Raw genomic sequence first — 17847 nt, 5'->3', positions numbered from 1 at the left:
ACCCAACTGTACCAGCGAAATCAATAACTTATTCCAGTCTTCGCTGGAAGGCAACGGCCACTAGCTACCAGATAGCTACCACGGCGACGGAAACGCGGTCTGGTTCTAAAAGCAGTCATTCTTAATCACGGGGTCACGAATTCCCTACCGTCGTACCCGCTGATCGCGGCGGCCTGTCAAGGTCAGCGTCCACCCGGTTCGCAATGCGCTATCGGCAGCGAGCCAAAGGCGTTCATGGAAAAGCAAGCCAAGCGAAAAAGATCGTGAGTTTCTTCGAGCGTCTAAAGACAGAAGCATGCGCTGAGTGGCGGGTCTCCGCAACAACTGCCCACGCACCGAGATATTCCACCTTCTCTTTGCCGAACGCTACGGCGTCGAAACGGTTGTCCCATCACTGCGGGCAGAAACAGCATGGCTATCACTCAAACATTCTGACATTCGCGATGAAGTCATTCGCCGCGAACCGTTAACACTTGTGGCTCACGGAGACCCAGGTTCGCTCCCGATCGATGTTCGAGAACGGCTTCTCCTTCAATACGCCACCAAACAAGCGGCGGCACAAATTTCTGACGAGCGCCTCGAGGCACGCGAGCTGTGGATGTTCGCTGACGAACAGCTTGCGCCGGCAGTTCAGAGAGCATGGCAACTCAATAAGCGCGACGACTGTCGCCTCGTTTTATTGCGGTTGATTCGAGAAGGCAGGATTAAAGCCGCTTCCTCATTAGCAAGATCGGTAGCTCTCAATAAGAGAGTTGGCCACACTCATCGGATCGTGGCAGCCCAAGCCGCTGAGGCCTGCGGCGACACAGCAACACTCATGGCCCTCGCAAAGGAGCTCGTCAAGAAACCCGAAGCCGCAAGTCCACCCTTGCGGCGTCGCTCCCGATGGTTCTCTACCCGCAGCATCTCTCGACCCGAGATTTGCTGAAGGTGATTGCCAAATCGCAGAAGCCGCGCGAGTATTCGGCAGATGGCTTTGGCTATCAGCTTCAGCGGCTTTACGAAAAGGCGCCGGATGCTGCTGCGCGTGCAACGCTCCTGGGTGGTCTCGCTGATCTTTGCCTTACCAAACCTTTTACAGATGACTTTCATAGGATTGCAAAGAACTTCGGCGATATCGCGAAGCATCTACATGATCTCGCTCGCAATGAAGCATTGGGCTTAAACACCAATCCTCTGCCAGCTTATCTTATCCGCTTATTGATGGTGGACGAACGCGCCGGCCGCGAGGGGGTCACCGGTGAAGCCAAGCCGCAGCTCTATGAGATCGTGCGCGACAATCGAGACGTAAATCGCGCCCTCTTTTGGGCCGATGTGGCTGAACACCGCGCGAATGCCGCGCACGGTCCAATCGTGCATTATTGGCAGATACAATTCCGCGGTAATGTGTCGCTCTGGAGGTTTTCCGAGGCGGATCTTCCCTGGCTGTATAACGATCTGACATCGCGGATCGCCATTGAAGACAAACAAATCGCGCTCAGCGGCATATTGGACATTCTTCATCATGCCGGGCGCCTGCCTTCAGAGGCTGCCACCATACGGGCCGCAATCGGGACGGAACTTGTGCTCCACGCCGCACTCCAAGCCGCCCCTACACCGCCTCCCGAAAGTCCTGCCATGCTCGCGCATCGCCTGAGACACGCGGAAAACGATCTTAAAGCGAAGGCGCAAAGCACGGCCGACAAGGAATCCTGGATCAAATTTCAGAATGGCCTTCTGAAAGATCCTACTCTGCTTTCCAAACCGTCAAACCTTACGTCATGGAAGGCAGGTATTTTTCGGTTGCACTTTGTAACGAATTGGCTTCGCAGGCGGACAGGTTCGGACACGCCAGGAGCCGCTGTCGAATGGCGGCTTTTAGAGGAAGGATTCAACCGAGCAGTCGCTGAAGCGTATCGCGATGGCATGAAGCGCCTGTGGCGAGCAGTCTCACCGGTCCGGCCAATCAGAAAGCCCGGCGGCCTTATCACGAAAAAGTCCGCATCCATTCTGGCCTTTGCCGGGGTAGGCGTCGAGGCTTCGGAGGATTCCGATTGGGCGCTTCGCCTCACCGATAAGGAGGCTGCTATTGCGGCGCGCCACGCCGGCCGTGCCGAAGAGGGATATCCGGATTGGTTCGACACCCTGACCATGGCTTGGCCCAAGGCTGTTCTGCCCATCCTTAAAGAGCAGATCGAACGCGAATGGGCGGCGCCTCCTGAATCTTCGACGACCTTCCTCTATCGCTACGGCGTCCCCATCTCTTCGATCCAGCAACCCGTGCAGGCGCTCATTGTCGCAGCGATCGTGAAGACTGAAGCCAAGACAATCGAAATTCTCCATACCGCGCTCAGGATCGTTCGCAATCTCAATCCTGATGTCACGCTGCGTGCACAGCTGCTCACGACCGCGAAGGGCCGGTTTCATTCGCATGTCAAAGCCAAGAATGACGATTTTGCACTCGCCTATCTGGCGCTTCTTCTGATGCTAGACCCTGACGCGGCCCTGCCGGTCTTGCAGCAATGGCTGAATGCGCCAATCCTCAAAGACGATCAGGAGGCGAGAGCTGAAAAAACCCTGGGCATGCTGTTCGACCGGCATGACCCACTGACTTCCGGCGCCCTTGCCATCGCTTCCACCAAATGTCTGGAAGCGTTGCTGCACCTCGCCTATAGCCACATCCGGCCGAAAGACGACCTCGTCCATCAGGGAACGTACTCACCCGGCCCGAGGGACAACGCGCAGGAAGCACGCAATGTTATCCTGTCAGTCCTTTTAGAGAGACCCGGAGCCGACGCTTACCAAGCGATGCAACGGCTGGCGGATGACCCAGTCTTCACCCTGCGCTCACATCGCTTCCGTGAATTGGCGCGTGGAAAAGCTGAGCGAGACGCCGAGTTTCCTGCATGGACCGCCGCCGAGGTGCTGACATTAGAACGTAACTCCACTGTCCCAGCCAAGACAGGCGCCGACTTGCTGCGCATCGTGCTTGGTGTGCTCGCAGACATTCAGCATAACCTAACCAGCGGTGACTTTAACTCACGCGCGCTTCTCGAACGCGCTAAGGACGAATATGAAGTACAGCCCTGGCTGGCAGAGCAAATGCTCACACGCGCCAAAGGCCGTTTCCATATAATTCGGGAAGGCGAAATCGCCCTCGGCGACAAGCCGGACATCTTTGTCGCCTCGACCGCATCCACATATCAAGTTGCAGTCGAGATCAAGCACGGTGGCAAGGGCTGGTCGGCACCCGATCTTGAGGATGCCCTACGTACCCAGCTCGCCGAAGATTACCTCAAGCCTGAGTACCGTCGCTATGGCGTTCTTGTCATCACCCATCATCGCGACCGGCGCTGGCAGCGTGCCGGTGACAATAAGAGAATAGAGTTTTCCGACCTGATCAAATGGCTTTCAGGTATCGCCGCAACGATCAAGCAAAACGCCGCTGGCCATATTACGGTCCAGTGCGTAGGGCTCAACGCGTGGAAAAGCGAGCCGAGCCCAGCACGCGCCGAACGCAAAGGAGAGGCACCGGCCAAACGCGGGATCACGAACCAGAAGGGCCGTAAGCCCTTACCCAACAAGTCATCCGCTAAAAAGCGAATGGCGTCGTCCACACGCAAGGCTAAGCGCCTGTATAAGACTGCGCGCAAGGGCTAAATCCATTTGCCCTCGTCCTGCTTGTTGGGCCTTAACGCGCGCCACATCAAGCTCGTAAGCTGTTGGAAGCGCGCAAGAAAAGACAGCTCTCGAACAAAGACCGAATCATGGGTATGCAAGAGAAATGTCTTTTGCCGTGAAAGGCTCCCAAGCCTCCCTCCCAGGTTTCTGTCCGATCGAAGCTGCCGTCGCCACGATGGCAGGTGCGGGCATTGAAGAACGTGGTGCCGTGTTCACACGGCGCGAAGTCGTTGATTTCATCCTCGATCTGGTCGGCTACACCGCCGACAAGCCGCTGCATGAAGCGCGTATCCTCGAGCGGTACAATATTCTGTGTCAGAAATTGACCAAAGAGAACTTGTACACCTCAGCGACCCTGCTTGCGTCGCCGAAGACGGCCGCCGAAACGGGTGAACACTGCGAGTTGTCTGAACTGACCGGCCTTAAGACCTTCGTGACCACCTTTGCCGGTCATATTGCCGCCGAGGCGGCGAGACAAGCCATGTAGTCTCAGTTGCCCGTGACGAGCTCAGCCAGTGGAAGTCTCGTAGCAGCGCTAAACTAATCGGTACCCTCGCATCGTCCTTACGACGTCATTTCAGGTCGATCGCGGCATCCGTTTATTGAATTCGGGTTCGCCGGGTAGGACTATCATTCTCGTCACCGGCTTTTCGTCTCGAACAAGAATAAGGATTTGGTGCTTAGTCTTGAAAGTCTGCCCCATACACTCACGCCTATCGCCGTTGCGATCCGTGAGAACAATGTCGCAGCTTGGAACCATCCGTTGTTTTGAGCCGCGCGGCACTAATCGGTTAAGAGGATGACTCTGGGTTATTGCGGATCCAAACGCTGCGGCGTCGTACATCCTGTTGAAGGTCTTGGAAACAATGATGCGCCTAACATCGGCGCGGTATCCGCTAGGGTCAAACGTCAACGTCGGCTCTAGCACGACTAAGCAACAGGCGCTTGGATTTGTTGTCACATACCGACGGAATGCTGCATAATTCGAACTGCCGAACTGCTTGGCAAGTGCGATGGCGGTTTTGACACCAAATTCGTGTTCATGCGCGTGCTGTGCAAACACATCGCCCTGGAACAATGCCTCCGAAGCAAAAACGTTCGCCTCGCGTTCGAATAGGTCCGTGATGTCGGGATCGAGCGTCTTCTCGCAGTCATGGATCAGCGAGTAGACCTTGCTCTGATGCGGCATGGTGCCGTGCCCCGCCTCATGTAGTTTGACGAACGGGATGCGCGGTACCGGTGTTTCCCTGTCAATAATAACAAGGCGATCATTCGCTTCAAACAATCCGAGCACTTTGCTCAGGGCCGATTTGATAGTAGCGACTCCTGCCTTGGCCGAATTCAAGAACCGGCGCATGAAGGTCTCATTCAGGACCTCGTCGTCGACCACGATGAGCTTTGCCGCCTCCATGATGGTATTGATTGGCGTGGGGAATACGCCAAGCGCTCCGGCGTCACGGAGGAGCCGATCGGCGTGCCGTTGAACGGTAGCAAGCTGCTCGGGGGTCAGGAACGAGTCATCAGGACGGGTCACGCGCGATGCTGCTTCCGAATAAAGGCCAAGTATTCGATCAGCGCACTCTCTTCCTCCGGTGTCAAATCCTTGACCGCAAAAGTCGCGGCGCGTGCTTGCCGCCGCCCCGACGCCTCCTCCGATGCCGCCGGCAGATAGCCAGCGCGCTCCATCAGGTCCTCATAGGAGGTGTTATAAATCCGCGACAGGACGTGCAGAATGTTCGGGGATGGTTTGGCGATCTTGTCATTCTCAAGCTGGCTCAAATATGCATTCGACACCTCCTTGTCCGAGGCCTCCTCGACTTGACGCAGCGAAAGACCCGTCGCTTCCCTCAATCGCGCCAGATGTTTTCCAAAGGTTAACTTTGGTGTGGACCGCTCTCTCTTTTCTGTCATACGTTTACCCGCATCTTATTGATTCATAGAATGAATCTACCGCGATCCGCTTGCTCTGTCAAGCGTCGCATAGCCACTGCTTGACAAACTTAGCACCGCTCCGTATATATAGCTCCCACCCCACGGGCGCACTTATGGAGAACAACATGCAGACGGATGGAGAAAATCTCGACCTGGAAAAGGCGGAGGCCGATCTCGACAAAGGCCTGAAAGACCTCAAGCAGGCCGAGCACGAGATCGAGGAAGCCAAGGAGGAGATCGACAAAGCCAAGAAGGAGCCCCTGGTTGAGTTCGAGGACGTTAATTCGCTCGACACCGCGACCTTCCATACGCCGTGGCACACCACACTGACGTCGGCTTGGGACGAGGCCGTCAATCTCCTTGAAGAGCCCCGCAAGCCGACGGATCGGTTGCAGAGCCATTCCGGCACTGACCTGACGCCGTACCTCGGTCTCACGTTGCGTGAGCTCATCGACAAGAAGATCGTGAAGGCACTCAAGTTCCAGATCGTCGGACCCACGGGCGGCGCCTATGTCGATCTTCGGTAAGGCACCGGTCCAGGATATCGCCCGCGGTCGCGATACCTTCGCCGACCATCTCCAGCGGGCGCTAAAAGGCCGAACACTTGATGATGTGGGCTGGGCCCAGCCGGATGATCTCACCCTGCTGGTCCCGCTCTTCGGCACGCGCGCGGATAATGGTAAGGACGCGTACATGCTGCGTCTTTACTTCGACCATTATCCGACCTGGCCGCCGAGCGCCGTATTCGTCAACCCGCTGACGTTGGAATACAAGCTGGCGGAAGATGCCAAGTGGGTGCCGACCGCGCCGGGCCATCCGGAAATCGCCTTTCACACAAACTATGCCTCCACGGAAAAGCAGCTCATATGCTGCTCGCTCACCCTCGAATTTTACAGAGTGAATCATGCCGTCGAGCAAAATCTCGTCTGGCAAGGCGACAAGCAAACATTCCTGGCGACCATCGCCGCCGTGAAACGCATCCTCATCCAGCCTTATTACCAGGGCCGGACGGCATGATGACTGTATCGCCTTCGCTCATTGTCTCTCCTGATACGATCCGGAGGACGTCAGCCGTGCTTTATTCCATGCGCAACATGGAGGCATGTTGCTTTTGGTTTGGCTTGCGGCCACCTGCGGGTGCCGCAACCGTCTCGGCCATCCTTGTCCCTCGCCAGCAAAACCACCGCGGCCATTACCATGTCGAAGCGGATGCCATGATTGAGATCGCCAATGCAGCGCGCGGTCGAGGTTGGAAAAATGTTGCGCAGGTTCATTCCCATCCTGGTCCCGAGGTTACCCATTCGGGCTACGACGACGAGATGGCGAACAGCCGACGCGCCCTTTCTCTCGTGTTTCCCAACTACGGCTATACGCCCGGCATGTGGCGCTTCCGTAGCTGGCTCAGCCGCCTTTGGCCGGTTGCCTTCCCAGAACAAATCGGCGTGCACGCCTTCCTGGATAGCCGATGGCGACGCTTGAGCCCGAACTCAATCGGTGCCGCACTATCCGTCACCGCAGGACCGTCTCCCGAACTGATCGATTTACGGCCATGAGCCGGAACATCGAAGATCTCGCTGACCGCCATTTCCGGCCGGACCCGCACGACATGCTTGCGGACCCATCCTCTGCGCGGCAGGCCCGCATTCTCGTCGCGATCAGCGATACAGCGGCTCATACTAAGTCCGGCCAGGACACGCTTTGGATGTTGACCAATTTGCTTTGTCGCCAGTTCAAGCTGGTGACAGCAATCGCATACGATATCCCCGCCGAGATCGCGATGCTTCCTCGCGTGGCGGCGTTCGGTGAAGCATCGACCCTACGCGAGACTGCGGCAAATTGTGTGCGCCTCGTCGCCGGCCAGCATGTTGATGTTGGCGCTTATGATGCCTCCTCAGAATTCGCCTACCCGATCGAAATCTTTATCGGCCAGCCTTCGAGCTCGTCGCGGGGATCGGTCCGAGTCGTGCTGTTCGCCGATGGCTGGCGTCTCTTTCTTGGTACCCGTTTTCCCGACGGCGCTTCCTGCACGTCCGATCTAACGTTGGGACCTTATCTTGGTGCCTGCTTCGCGGCCGGGGAAGTCTTCAAGCGCCTCCGAGGGTTGAAGGAAGGCAAGGGGCATCTCCTCGGCGAGGACCGAGAGATTTTCCTCTCGCTTTGGTCCTGCCGAAGCGCGGCTTCCTGGAAGCAACTCGACCCCGATCCAATCATGGCCTCGCTGGCGCTCCCCGCCTTCTATCTGGCAGGAGCCGGTGCCGTGGCACAAGCGTTAGCATTGGCTCTTGCTGGCATGCCGAATGTGGGGGGCTACGCGTCAGTCGCTGATCCAGATTCGCTCGATCTGTCAAACGACAATCGTTACGCGCTCGCGACACTTGAAGATGACCGTCAATCCAAAGCGCCACTGCTTGCACGTTTCCTGAATCACCGCGGTCTTGAGACCTTTCCCTTCCCTGGGACGTGGCAAGACTTCGTAGCGCGCAGCGGCCGCGAGCCAAGCCGTTCCGATCTTGACACGCTGGAACGGAAATATCTCTACCGCCTGCTGCTCTCGTGCGTAGACGACAACAGCGCACGTCACGCCATCCAAAATCTATGGCCCGATTTGATCATCGGAGGGAGCACCTACGGCCTGACGGCCAAGGCAATCATCTATGACATGAGTGGTGACCAGCTTTGCCTCAAATGCTTCAATCCGGTGATCGAGCGCAACGATCGCGTCCGCGAACGCATCGCGCAAGCACTCGCCATGAAGCCCGAAGACCAAGTTCGGTTCTTTGCTGAACTCAACATCGATCCGGTCAGCGCCACGGCCTATTTGCACAACCCCGGATGCGGCAAGCTATCGGAGCAAGACCTCGACCGGTTCGCCGCAGGCGAGCCCATGATGTCAGTTGGTTTCGTTTCGGTCGCGGCGGGCGTGTTGCTCGCGGGGCAGTTGCTGCATCTCCTCCACTCCGGCCGGTCGTCGCTCACCACTGATGGACCTATTCTGATCGCCAATTTCTACCGACCTGGTATTCGCCAATTGAATTCCCAGCCTGAGGCCGCGTGCGATTGCGCCGAACGCCGCCGAACTGATTGGTCCCGACTCTGGCCAGGCTGAAATCGTCGTCCGCGTCACCGGCGACCAGCAAGCCGCAGGCAACGCGGGCGCTCAATGAGCGCCCCAATCCCTGCCGGTGTAAACCGGCAGGGATTTTCTTGCGCGGCTAGGGAGTGAAGTCGCGTCGCGCGAGAACCCAGCGGATATTGCGCAGGGTCATAAGCGCATTCTGTTGTTCGATTGAGCCTTCCGGATGGTCCGGCAAGGCGTTTCTGATTTGCGCTGTCAATCGGCATTGGACTGGGACCCCCGATCGGCATCCAAAGGGCGCTCTGACGCAATTTTGGTGCGGTTGCGGTCACGTAGCGCCGATGAGGCGGGCCTGAAGCAGGTCGAGCTTGGCGCGTCCGTACATTTGACGCTTGACGAGCTTGAGCTTGGTAATTTGGCCCTCTGTCTGTCCGTTGGACAATGACGTCGTGATTGCGGCGTTGACGGCGGCCTTGTCCTTGGTGAGGCCGTTGGCGAAGGACGCGACGAGGCTTGCGCGTGCTCGCTCCAGCCAGGGGTCAAGGTCTGCGTGAGACTTCTTGCGGATCATTGTATGGAAGGCAGTAATGACCTCTCGAGCCTCCACCAGCGGAGGAACGCCATGCTCGATCGCCGCAATGGTGACGGTCTCGGACTTTGACAGCGTATCGCGGCCTGTAGTCATGAGCCGGGCGATGGTTCTGGCGGACGGTACGCGTTGTAAGCTTTTATCATCAGCCTCTTCGGCGCGTCGACGACGCGTCGCCCATTCTGCAACGACCCGTAATGAGCCCCTAAATCCCCGCACCTTGAGGCACCGCCACATGTCGGCACCGTTACGATGACCAGTAGCCCACCGCGCGTCGAGCCAAGGCAGATGGGGTTCAAGCGAACTCTCGCGACCCTGAATACATCGGATCGCTGACCGCGTAGCACCCGGCGGACGAGGCCTCGGCTATGTCCTGTGAGCCGTACGATCTCCTTGATGGAGACGCCTGCCCCAGCCTGCTTTAGGATCGCCGAGTTGGTGTCCTCACGCCGTAGATGGCCGTCATATTGGATGCGCTCGGCAGCTGTAAGCAGGTCGGGGTTTATGGTAGCGGAACCGACCGCGGTGCGGACCTGACGCATGGATTTGCGGACCGCATCGAGGAAGGCGTGACTGGCATTCTCCATGAGGTGCCACCGGTCAGCTACCTGCGTTGCATGCGGCAGTGCCTTGGTCGCGGCAAGAGCGTATCCGCCACCGCGGTCGCGCGCGACCACAGAAATTTGCGGCTGCTCTGCCAGCCAGGCCTGCGCCGTAGCCGGTTCTCTGTCGGGTAGGAGCGTGATCGGTCGTCGCCGCTCAAGGTCACAGATGATTGTTCCGTAGCGCTGATTGCGCCGCCGTGCCCAATCGTCGATGCCGATAACGTTCGGCGCGGCAAAGGCCGGACATCCGCGCCTTCGAACGACGCGAAGCAAGGTATCGTTGCTCACGGGCATCATCAGCCGGCGTGCAAAACTCGCTGCTGGCCGGCCACCCAAAGCAAAGCCAAGGTGATGAACGACAAAATCGAGCCGTGTCGTTCGCCGCGCCCACGGCGCCAAAATGCTATCATCGAAACGCTCGGTGAAAATACGTCGAGCGCACAGAGCAGCGTCGCATCGGAAGCGGCGCGCCACGACCATAAGCCGAACCGGTCGCCCAGCCAGTGGCAAATCCGCAAGACGTCGCTGATACCGGCTATGGATCCGCCCAGAACTGGCTCTGCATCCGGGACAAAGACCTGTCTCACCCGTGGGACGCACGGTGATTACGGTTGCCGCGCCCTCATAGATCGCGCTCTCCACGACAAACCCAGGAGGGACCAGGGCCGACGGACGTAGGGCTCGCTGCATAATGTTGATTCCCTTGTGAAACCAACGCGAGCCCGCGCTCGAACTTCATCAAAAGTGAGTCAGAGCCCTTATTCCATGCCGAAACACACCCTGGTGAGCTCGAATTGCCCCCCTCGCTTTTTTCGCGCTCAAAAATCGGCGAGAAAATCGAGGCGAAATTCGTCAGTTGTGTCAGTGGGATGTAAGATCGAGTCGTTCTCAAAACGAAATCGAGTCGTTCTTAAAGCGGAAATCGAGTCGTTCTCAAAGTGTCCGCACACACCCTTGTAACGCTGGTGGGCCCGGCAGGACTCGAACCTGCAACCAGACCGTTATGAGCGGCCGGCTCTCACCATTGAGCTACAGGCCCCCGCCGCGGGCAATCGCTGAAAGGCGGCCGGACGATCGTTTACAGGGTGGCCGGCATTCCGGCAATCTCATATCGTTTCGAACGAACTAGGGGTGTTGCACGCAGTCCGCGGTTAGCGACGCCATCGATGGCGCGCGCAGTGCATGCCGGCATTCATGTGGCGGCGCTGAGCTTCCGACTGCAGGGTCCAAGCTCAAGATTTTTGCCGCTTGCTCAGAAAAGCGCCTCTGTGCAAGACATTGGTTCCGGAAGCGCAGCAGAGGAACCGCACCGTGACAGCCACTCTTGACGGCGAAATTCGCGGCGGACGCCATCACATGCAGGTCCGGGTCTATTTTGAAGATACAGATTCCGGCCAAATTGTTTATCATGCAAATTTTTTGCGGTTCATGGAGCGCGGCAGAACGAATTACTTGCGCCTGCTCGGAACCAATCAGCAAGCGCTGCTCGAAGAAGCTCGGAACGATGCGCCCGGCTTTGCCTTCGTCGTCCGTTCGATGACAATCGATTTTCTAAAGCCGGCGGTCTTGGACGACGTCCTTGACGTCGTCACGCTCCCACAAGAGGTGAGGGGCGCGTCAATTGACTTGCTACAGGAGTGCAGGCGCGGAAGCGATCTCCTAGTTATGGCGCGTGTGCGTGTGGCGTTTGTCGCAGGCGGAAGAGCGCAGCGCATTCCCAAGACGCTGCGGCTTGCTATGGAAGCGCATAGATAAAATCTGCTCCTCGTTCACGCCCTGATCGTCCATCGACCCATACGATGAGGGCTCCCGCTTTATCCTATAGCGACCGAGCCTACTCCACAGCCCTACTGCATGCCCGTCTGCTTACGGCCCGAATGCACCACGATGCAGTCACTTAAGCACTGCGATCAACTGAGTCACAAGCTTTTCGCGATCTGCGGCACGCAGCTTATCAAGATTGATCTGCTTCCATCGGACTGCGGGAAGCTCTGCCGCTCCATCGACGCCCAACAGAGCCCAATCTGGCTTCCCGAGCTTGAATCCGATCAGAAATTCCCGATGCTCCTTCGGCATCTTTCCAGATACCTCGGCGATCAAGTCCTCCCGGGCCTTCAATAGCTCATTTAGCGAGACTGGATCTGAGGTCATACCCTCGAAGCCGTGCTCGAATTCTTGGCGGATATGGCCGCATCTTTCTACTGTCTGATCCGCTTGGGGGTCGATTAATTCTGCGTCACAGGTGCCAACATGGCATTTGCGATCCGCTAGACAGAGCCGGGCCAAGCCGGACCTCGGGCCAGCACCCGCTGGCTCTTCCCACACGCGTGGACAGCCGCCTAGTCAGCTAAACTCTGCCATAGTCCTGGTTGCACGAACGCGTTCATAGATCCGCGAATTCGGCTGTCAATCGGCGTCCGAAATTGCATTTCGATCTCAACCAAGGCCTATCACGTCGCGCTGTTCGATCTCGAAGCTAACTCTTGCCTCCATGATTGGGCCACGATCATCGCGAACTTCAACTGCCATGCGATGCTGCGGCCCGCCTCCGCCCCATCCGCGGGTTATCTCCGAGAGCGCAGCGGTCGCCTCCTGCCTTGCAGACTCGATGTCCGGCAGCTCTACCCCTTCATCGTCACGGATGAATTGTCTGCCATCGCGAAGATCAAAATAGTATCTCTTCATAGCAACCGACTGGTGAGGCGACCATCGAACAACTCCTGCAGTTCCAGATGATCTGCCTGCGCCCTTGGGGTTCTGCTGCATGGTCCAGCTCCAATCATTTCCTCCGGCGCGCAATAAGGCAGCCAGTATGTTGGCTTTAGATCAAGACAAAGGTGAGGAGGCTCGAGTAAAGCAGCGCGATGCCAGCCGCAGTCAGTGCCAGGAGACTTCCCGAGACAAGGTCGTGATTGGAAATGCATAACGCCCTCGGTTACATCACAGAATGAGAGCAGCAACTCGCTGCCGTCGTAGCTAGATCGGCCAACGCGCAGATTACTATTTGAATCGAGCGCACTATTCCGGCTGTTACCATGAGTAAATGCATTTTTTCAGCGCGATCACTGGGGCCACTCGCCGCCTTGCGGCGAAGAAGCCGCTAAGGATTGGACATCTCCGGCATTACGGGGGGTCAGGCGGCGCGATCGAGCAACTTTTTGGCGTTGCCCTCTAAAGGGAATCAGAGTGCGTTAATTAGGTACAGACCCTAATTCGAGGCGTGCGCCCTAGCAGAAATACGGCGTATCACGCCGGTCAAACGCCGCTAAACGTCCTGATTGCAATGTTAGCGTCCCTCGCCGATCGGCTGGGGGAACAAGTATGGTTAAGGCATTTCGCAATACCGCCATAGCATTCACTTTTGTCGTAGTCGCCGGCAGCAACATAATTTGGAATTTACTGGATGACTACGTCGCCTGCTGCCTTGCAGTAGCCGCTTCAGTCACCGCCGGCTTTTGCGTAGAGCGCGCCTTCATCAATCGGTCCCATCGCGAAATGATCCGTCGCCACGGCGCGGACTGGCAGGCTGGTAGCGAGCAAGCGGATTTGTGATCTCTGTTGGTCTGATCGTTCCGCTTGGTCTGGCGGTCGGCAGGTCAGCCCGGCTCGGCAATCTGCTGAATCCGCTCTGAGACACTCGGGCCGCTCGCCTCGGAGAGTGACGGTGCACAAGACGACCGAGTTCAAGAATGGCGAGATCGACGGCTGCATGGAGGCGCTGCATCTGTGCGAAGCGGTCGATCTCGTGCAGGTTGTGGAAGACGTCGGCTGGAGAGGTGTTCGCATCGATCGTGACCTCCAAAGCGGCAAAGGCAAGCCGACGGGTTATCCGGTCGATCGCGGCACCCTGATCCCGCTCGGAGACTGCGAGTGCCTGCAATGGATGCACGGCGACGTAAAAGGCGTCGCGGAGCGCCCGTACTACCAAGGCGGCCGCAGCACGCCTCGTCCGATCCGATTGGTCCGTCATGCCGGGCACGGGCCGTGGGACGAAACCGCACGGTCGGCTCTTGCGCTCGCAAAGATGGATTGGAACAACGACGCGCTGTACGACATGCTGCCGGTGACCATGGCGTACGCAAAAACGCTCGCGCGCGTTGTCAAACGAATGGACGGATTAGGCTCCGCCCCCTACCAATTTCGCTTCTTCATGTGACGTCGACGGGCCCACCGCGAGCCAAATGACGATCCAAGTCAATTAGTTCCCAATGTGCAACAAGTGGCTCTCCCTGTGACAGCCTCTCTCGATTGCAAAATTCGCGACGGTCGCCATGTACGTCCGCGTCTATCTCGAAGATACGGATGCCGGTCAGATTGTTATCACGCCAATTTTTGCGTTTCATGGAACGCGGCAGAACAAATTACTTGCGTCTGCTCGGAACGAATCAGCAGGAGCTCCTTAAGGAGGCACGGGAAGATGCGCCGGGCTTTGCTTTCGTTGTCAGTTCGATGGAAATCGACTTTTGAAGCTGGCAGTGTTGGACGACCTGATTGAGCTGGTCACGATTCCAGACGAGGTGAGAGGGGCATCGATTACCCTATTGCAGGAATGCGGACGCGGAGACGATCTTTTGGTAAGAGCCTGGGTACGTGTGGCATTTATCTCGGGTAGAAAGGCGCAGCGCATTCCCACGTCCCTGGGGCTCGCTATGGCAGAGCATAAGCAAATATAGCTCTCGTCACGCTGTAGCTTTCCAACGCCCCAATGGAATCAAGTGGTTAGCCTCCTGCTGTTGCGATATCGTCAAATCAGAGTTCTGTCGCCGGGCTTGATTTGAGCGCCGGAAGGATGGCGAGCAGCAGGCCGGCAAGCGGTCTCGAACCGACGTCCGGTCTTTGGGGTGCTGACGACGGTGCCTCGATCAGGCACACCGCTCGGCGAGCGGCGCAAAAGGGGGAGCATGAACAGGCGATTGGCCGCTCGCGCCGCGGGCGGACCACGAGAATCCACGCGCTGAGCGACCCTGATTGCAGACCTTCTGCATTTCGTCTCATCCGGGCCAGGACGCCGATATTGCCGCGGCGCCGGCCCTCTTGGAACTCGCGCCGCCCATGTCTGCCCTCATTGGCGACAAAGGCCACGATGGCGACGGCTTTCGCGCCGAAATAGTCGATCGCGGCGCCAAACCCGTTACCCCAACCAAATCCAACAGGGTGACCCTCCACAGCTTCAGCAAGCGCGTCTACAAGGGCCGCAACGTCATGGAGCGCTGCTTCCGCAGGCTCAAAGATTTCAGGCGTGTCGCAACTCGCTACGACAAACTTGGCGGGAATTTCTTGAATGCCGTCTACCTCGCCGGCATTGTGGCCTATTGGATCAATTGAGTCTGGTCCCTAGCAACTATCGTTTTCGGTAGGTTTCTGGAGCTTGGGTAATCGGCTACGTTCGCTCACAAGACGGATACTATTTGAATTCTCGGAAGACCAGCCCGATCGTTAATCCTAGCGATGGCTCGCCGGCAGCGGTGAGGGCCGCCCGGAAGCCGAAAGCGTGATGGCACTCAGGATGCATCTACTTATTCAAGCATTGGCGCGGCGGTTCGACGCTCTTGCTTATTGACGAGGAGAACATGATGAGATCTTCCACACACGCACTCGTACGTTTACAGCAGTTTTTGTGACCCCCTCGCTTCTTCAGTTCACTTATTCCCTTCCTATCGTCGATGACCACGGCGCGGACCGCAAAGAAAGCACGAGTGAATGTCCCCCGAACTGCTCTACCTGTCGAACGCTGATATCCAAGTTCTGCAAATCTCTCCTCGTGAGGCGCGAGAGGCGGTCCTTGCTGGCTTTCGCGACAACGCGGCTGGCGGTAACATTGGTTTGCCAAAATCAACCATCACCATCGGTCCGAGTTCCTGGTTCAGCTCGATGAATGCGGCATCTAAGACTAACAGCCTGGCGACAACGAAATGGGTTGCGGCTATTCCAGTCGACGGGAATCCCGAGAGATCGACAGTTAACGGCTTAATCTGTGTGAGCGATTACAAGACGGGCGTGCCCGTCGCCGTTCTCGACGGGAACTCCATCACGTTGATGAGGACAGCTGCGACATCTGCGGCCGCAGCCTCCTATCTCGCGCCTGAGACACCCGCAAGTATTGGCTTAGTCGGCTGCGGTTTGCAGGCGCTTAGCCACATTGAGGCGTTTGTCGATTTGTTTCCGTCGCTCCGCAAAATCCATCTCTTGAGCCAAAGCGTCCGCTCTGCTGCGAGGGCTGCCACTGCAGCATCTGAAAAGCAGCTCGATCCAATCATTACCACCGATCCTGATGCCTTGTTGAGTGAAAGCGATGTCGTGATCACGATGGTTCCAAGTTCGCCGGGATTGAAATCGTTTCTGGACGCTCGACTTCTGCCAGTGTCGTGCTTCGTTTCGGCTGTAGATGGGGGAAGAAGTTGGCGCCCGGAAACACTTACTGCTTTCAACATATTTGTCACAGATGCATTGGAGCAATCCTCGGCACCGGTGGATGCCTCAGACCGTTACGTTAACTCGATAAGATTTCAGGATGACCTTGTGCATCTTGCTTGTCGTTCATCGCAGCGTGTTGTTGCCTCGAGCAAGGCCTTCTTTGGTTTCCGAGGTTTCGCTATCGCAGACCTGGCACTTGCGGAATTGGCGCTTCGGAAGGCCCGAGCTATGGGAATTGGAAGAAGTCTGCCGCGATGAGAGGAGTGGTGAGAATGTCATTTCACCAAAGCGCGGGCCAACTTCGCGGTTCTTGAAGCTGCGCTGCCAAAAAGGGGTGAAGATTCTTATCGAGGTGGCAGTGCTCATCCGCTGCATGCCGCAGCCCGGAGCTGCCAAGTTTTTCAGGTCTCAAGGGAAACGCATCGATCATGAGATTGGCTTGACTCAACGAAGCTAGATCAGCGTTTCCTTGGTTCGAATCATACAGGCGGCCTCGGCGAGTCTCTAGGAGCGGGTATGGACGACGGGATAGTGATGGACGTCGTCGATGCCAGCCATGGTCGCCTCATTTAAGTTCTGGCATTGATGTCACCCGGATAAGGTGCAGAATGGAATGGGCGAACTTGAACAAGCCCTCGATGAGGTTGAGCCAGGAGCCGTGCTTGGGCGCGAAGGTAAGCTCGAGACCGCCCGCCGGTCGCGTGTCGAGCCAGGCCTGGTTTCTCTCGAGACGTGCGCAGTGAAGTCTCGATGAACTCTCGGCTGCGGGCCTAAATCGGGGGCGGTCGCCGTCGATCGATCCTTGACTGAGACCGAGTCGACGGCGATCGCCTTCACCTGCGCTCCCGGACGCAGAGTGGTCCCGGGACTCAAGCTGCTCGAGGGCTATCGCGGAATCGTGCAATCCGTTGGCTATGCGGCCAACGAGAAGATTGCCGCCGTCCCGGGAGACGCCATCACCCGAGGCTTGTGCTGACGCATCTGCGCCGCCAGCTCCTCGATATGGTCAAGGGGCGGGATGCGCTAATCGCGAGCGAGGAGTTGGAAGCTGCGCGCTGTTCGATGGAGAAGATAATCCAGAGCGTGATCGCCGATGACTGATGCCGCGTGCGCCGGGACAGGAGTAAGCAACGGTCCGTATCGCTCAAAGCAGGTCGCGCAGCAGCTCGCGCGCGTGTCTGCCAAAGTGAAGATCGCCGACAATATCCGTCGGATCTGAACCAGTGGAATGTCCTTACCCGATTCGCTGGACGATGACCTCATCGAGCTCGGTACCAAGCTAGTCGAGCGTGGCATCCACGCATCGTGCTCAATCGCAAGAACGTACTCTTCGCCGGCCACGATCACGAAGCGGGAAACTCGGCCTGTATCGCCCCGCTTATCGAGACCTGCAAGCTAACGTGCGTCGATCCGCAAGCTCACGTTAATGAGCGCGTCAACTCTGGCCCGCGGCTCGCATCGACCAGCTCAGCCATGGGTTTAGGCGGCTGAGCATTCCAGGAAACTCGAGGCCTGATGCCCCTCCGAGGAAAATCAAGCGGCGCGGGTTCCGTCAAGGTCTTCGCGACACG

The 17847-nt window shown here is 57.6% G+C and carries 17 protein-coding genes, 1 tRNA gene and 3 pseudogenes; 15 read left to right on the top strand and 6 right to left on the bottom strand.

What is annotated here, in order from left to right; translation table 11 throughout:
- Positions 1–304: 304 nt before the first annotated feature.
- The 3 genes from ACFDR6_RS35435 to ACFDR6_RS35425 all read left to right on the top strand — a co-directional run bounded on the left by ACFDR6_RS35435 (position 305) and on the right by ACFDR6_RS35425 (position 4147).
- A complete protein-coding gene (locus ACFDR6_RS35435) occupies positions 305–928 on the top strand; it encodes a hypothetical protein (protein ID WP_375861212.1) in 624 nt (207 codons plus the stop codon).
- A complete protein-coding gene (locus ACFDR6_RS35430; protein WP_375861211.1) occupies positions 886–3639 on the top strand; it encodes a hypothetical protein in 2754 nt (917 codons plus the stop codon). The genes ACFDR6_RS35435 and ACFDR6_RS35430 overlap by 43 nt, the downstream gene beginning before the upstream one ends.
- A gap of 124 nt (positions 3640–3763) precedes the next feature.
- Entirely contained in the window at positions 3764–4147 is a 384-nt protein-coding gene (locus tag ACFDR6_RS35425) for a PaeR7I family type II restriction endonuclease (RefSeq protein WP_375861210.1), read from the top strand.
- Between the two features lie 90 nt (positions 4148–4237).
- Here ACFDR6_RS35425 and ACFDR6_RS35420 read toward each other — a convergent pair whose 3' ends face one another.
- Positions 4238–5194 carry an ImmA/IrrE family metallo-endopeptidase gene (locus ACFDR6_RS35420; RefSeq protein ID WP_375861208.1) on the bottom strand — a complete coding sequence of 319 codons (957 nt, stop codon included), beginning with the start codon at positions 5192–5194 and terminating at the stop codon, positions 4238–4240.
- On the bottom strand, positions 5191–5571 hold the full coding sequence (locus tag ACFDR6_RS35415) for a helix-turn-helix domain-containing protein (protein ID WP_375861207.1): 381 nt from the start codon (positions 5569–5571) through the stop codon (positions 5191–5193). The genes ACFDR6_RS35420 and ACFDR6_RS35415 overlap by 4 nt, the downstream gene beginning before the upstream one ends.
- Before the next feature lie 146 nt (positions 5572–5717).
- Here ACFDR6_RS35415 and ACFDR6_RS35410 point away from each other — a divergent pair, with 146 nt between their 5' ends.
- Genes ACFDR6_RS35410 through ACFDR6_RS35395 form a run of 4 tightly spaced genes read left to right on the top strand, consistent with a single transcriptional unit; the run spans position 5718 to position 8698 of the window.
- Positions 5718–6119: a hypothetical protein gene (locus tag ACFDR6_RS35410; RefSeq protein ID WP_375861206.1), complete on the top strand. Its 402-nt coding sequence runs from the start codon at positions 5718–5720 to the stop codon at positions 6117–6119.
- Positions 6103–6609, top strand: a complete 507-nt coding sequence (locus ACFDR6_RS35405) for a hypothetical protein (protein WP_375861205.1) — start codon at positions 6103–6105, stop codon at positions 6607–6609. Before ACFDR6_RS35410 ends, ACFDR6_RS35405 begins: the two co-directional genes overlap by 17 nt.
- 56 nt (positions 6610–6665) lie before the next feature.
- On the top strand, positions 6666–7145 hold the full coding sequence (locus tag ACFDR6_RS35400) for a Mov34/MPN/PAD-1 family protein (RefSeq protein ID WP_375861203.1): 480 nt from the start codon (positions 6666–6668) through the stop codon (positions 7143–7145).
- Positions 7142–8698 carry a ThiF family adenylyltransferase gene (locus ACFDR6_RS35395; RefSeq protein WP_375861202.1) on the top strand — a complete coding sequence of 519 codons (1557 nt, stop codon included), beginning with the start codon at positions 7142–7144 and terminating at the stop codon, positions 8696–8698. Before ACFDR6_RS35400 ends, ACFDR6_RS35395 begins: the two co-directional genes overlap by 4 nt.
- Before the next feature lie 298 nt (positions 8699–8996).
- On the opposite strand, the pseudogene ACFDR6_RS35390 reads toward ACFDR6_RS35395, so the two are convergent.
- Positions 8997–10552, bottom strand: a pseudogene (locus ACFDR6_RS35390) (ISL3 family transposase).
- 273 nt (positions 10553–10825) lie between these two features.
- A tRNA-Ile gene (locus ACFDR6_RS35385) sits at positions 10826–10901 on the bottom strand.
- A gap of 272 nt (positions 10902–11173) precedes the next feature.
- On the opposite strand from ACFDR6_RS35385, the gene ybgC reads away from it, so the two are divergent.
- Complete coding sequence (ybgC, locus tag ACFDR6_RS35380; protein ID WP_375861201.1) at positions 11174–11617, top strand: tol-pal system-associated acyl-CoA thioesterase; 444 nt, start codon at positions 11174–11176, stop codon at positions 11615–11617.
- Positions 11618–11755: 138 nt separating this feature from the next.
- Here the strand turns inward: ybgC and ACFDR6_RS35375 are convergent, their stop codons facing one another.
- Positions 11756–12148 carry a hypothetical protein gene (locus tag ACFDR6_RS35375; protein WP_375861200.1) on the bottom strand — a complete coding sequence of 131 codons (393 nt, stop codon included), beginning with the start codon at positions 12146–12148 and terminating at the stop codon, positions 11756–11758.
- Between the two features lie 150 nt (positions 12149–12298).
- The gene (locus ACFDR6_RS35370) at positions 12299–12628 is read right to left on the bottom strand and encodes a DUF6894 family protein (protein ID WP_375861198.1); all 330 of its coding nucleotides are present in this window, start codon (positions 12626–12628) and stop codon (positions 12299–12301) included.
- 555 nt (positions 12629–13183) lie between these two features.
- Between ACFDR6_RS35370 and ACFDR6_RS35365 the strand changes: the two genes are divergently transcribed.
- The 7 genes and pseudogenes from ACFDR6_RS35365 to ACFDR6_RS35335 all read left to right on the top strand — a co-directional run bounded on the left by ACFDR6_RS35365 (position 13184) and on the right by ACFDR6_RS35335 (position 17377).
- On the top strand, positions 13184–13414 hold the full coding sequence (locus tag ACFDR6_RS35365; protein ID WP_375861197.1) for a hypothetical protein: 231 nt from the start codon (positions 13184–13186) through the stop codon (positions 13412–13414).
- A gap of 112 nt (positions 13415–13526) precedes the next feature.
- Positions 13527–14018, top strand: coding sequence for an argonaute/piwi family protein (locus ACFDR6_RS35360; RefSeq protein WP_375861196.1), 492 nt, complete (start codon positions 13527–13529; stop codon positions 14016–14018).
- A 75-nt stretch (positions 14019–14093) separates the two neighbouring features.
- A pseudogene (locus ACFDR6_RS35355) lies at positions 14094–14535 on the top strand (thioesterase family protein).
- Positions 14536–14725: 190 nt separating this feature from the next.
- Positions 14726–15187 (top strand): annotated as a pseudogene (locus tag ACFDR6_RS35350) (IS5 family transposase); the annotation flags it as partial.
- A 375-nt stretch (positions 15188–15562) separates the two neighbouring features.
- The gene (locus ACFDR6_RS35345; protein ID WP_375861195.1) at positions 15563–16534 is read left to right on the top strand and encodes a hypothetical protein; all 972 of its coding nucleotides are present in this window, start codon (positions 15563–15565) and stop codon (positions 16532–16534) included.
- Between the two features lie 544 nt (positions 16535–17078).
- A complete protein-coding gene (locus tag ACFDR6_RS35340; RefSeq protein ID WP_375861194.1) occupies positions 17079–17252 on the top strand; it encodes a hypothetical protein in 174 nt (57 codons plus the stop codon).
- Positions 17246–17377, top strand: coding sequence for a hypothetical protein (locus ACFDR6_RS35335; protein WP_375861192.1), 132 nt, complete (start codon positions 17246–17248; stop codon positions 17375–17377). Before ACFDR6_RS35340 ends, ACFDR6_RS35335 begins: the two co-directional genes overlap by 7 nt.
- The last annotated feature ends 470 nt before the right edge of the window (positions 17378–17847 follow it).

The organism is Bradyrhizobium tunisiense (assembly GCF_042263385.1).
GTDB lineage: Bacteria > Pseudomonadota > Alphaproteobacteria > Rhizobiales > Xanthobacteraceae > Bradyrhizobium > Bradyrhizobium tunisiense.
Note: the sequence above shows the minus strand (reverse complement) of the source record. Positions and strands in the feature narration are given on the sequence as shown.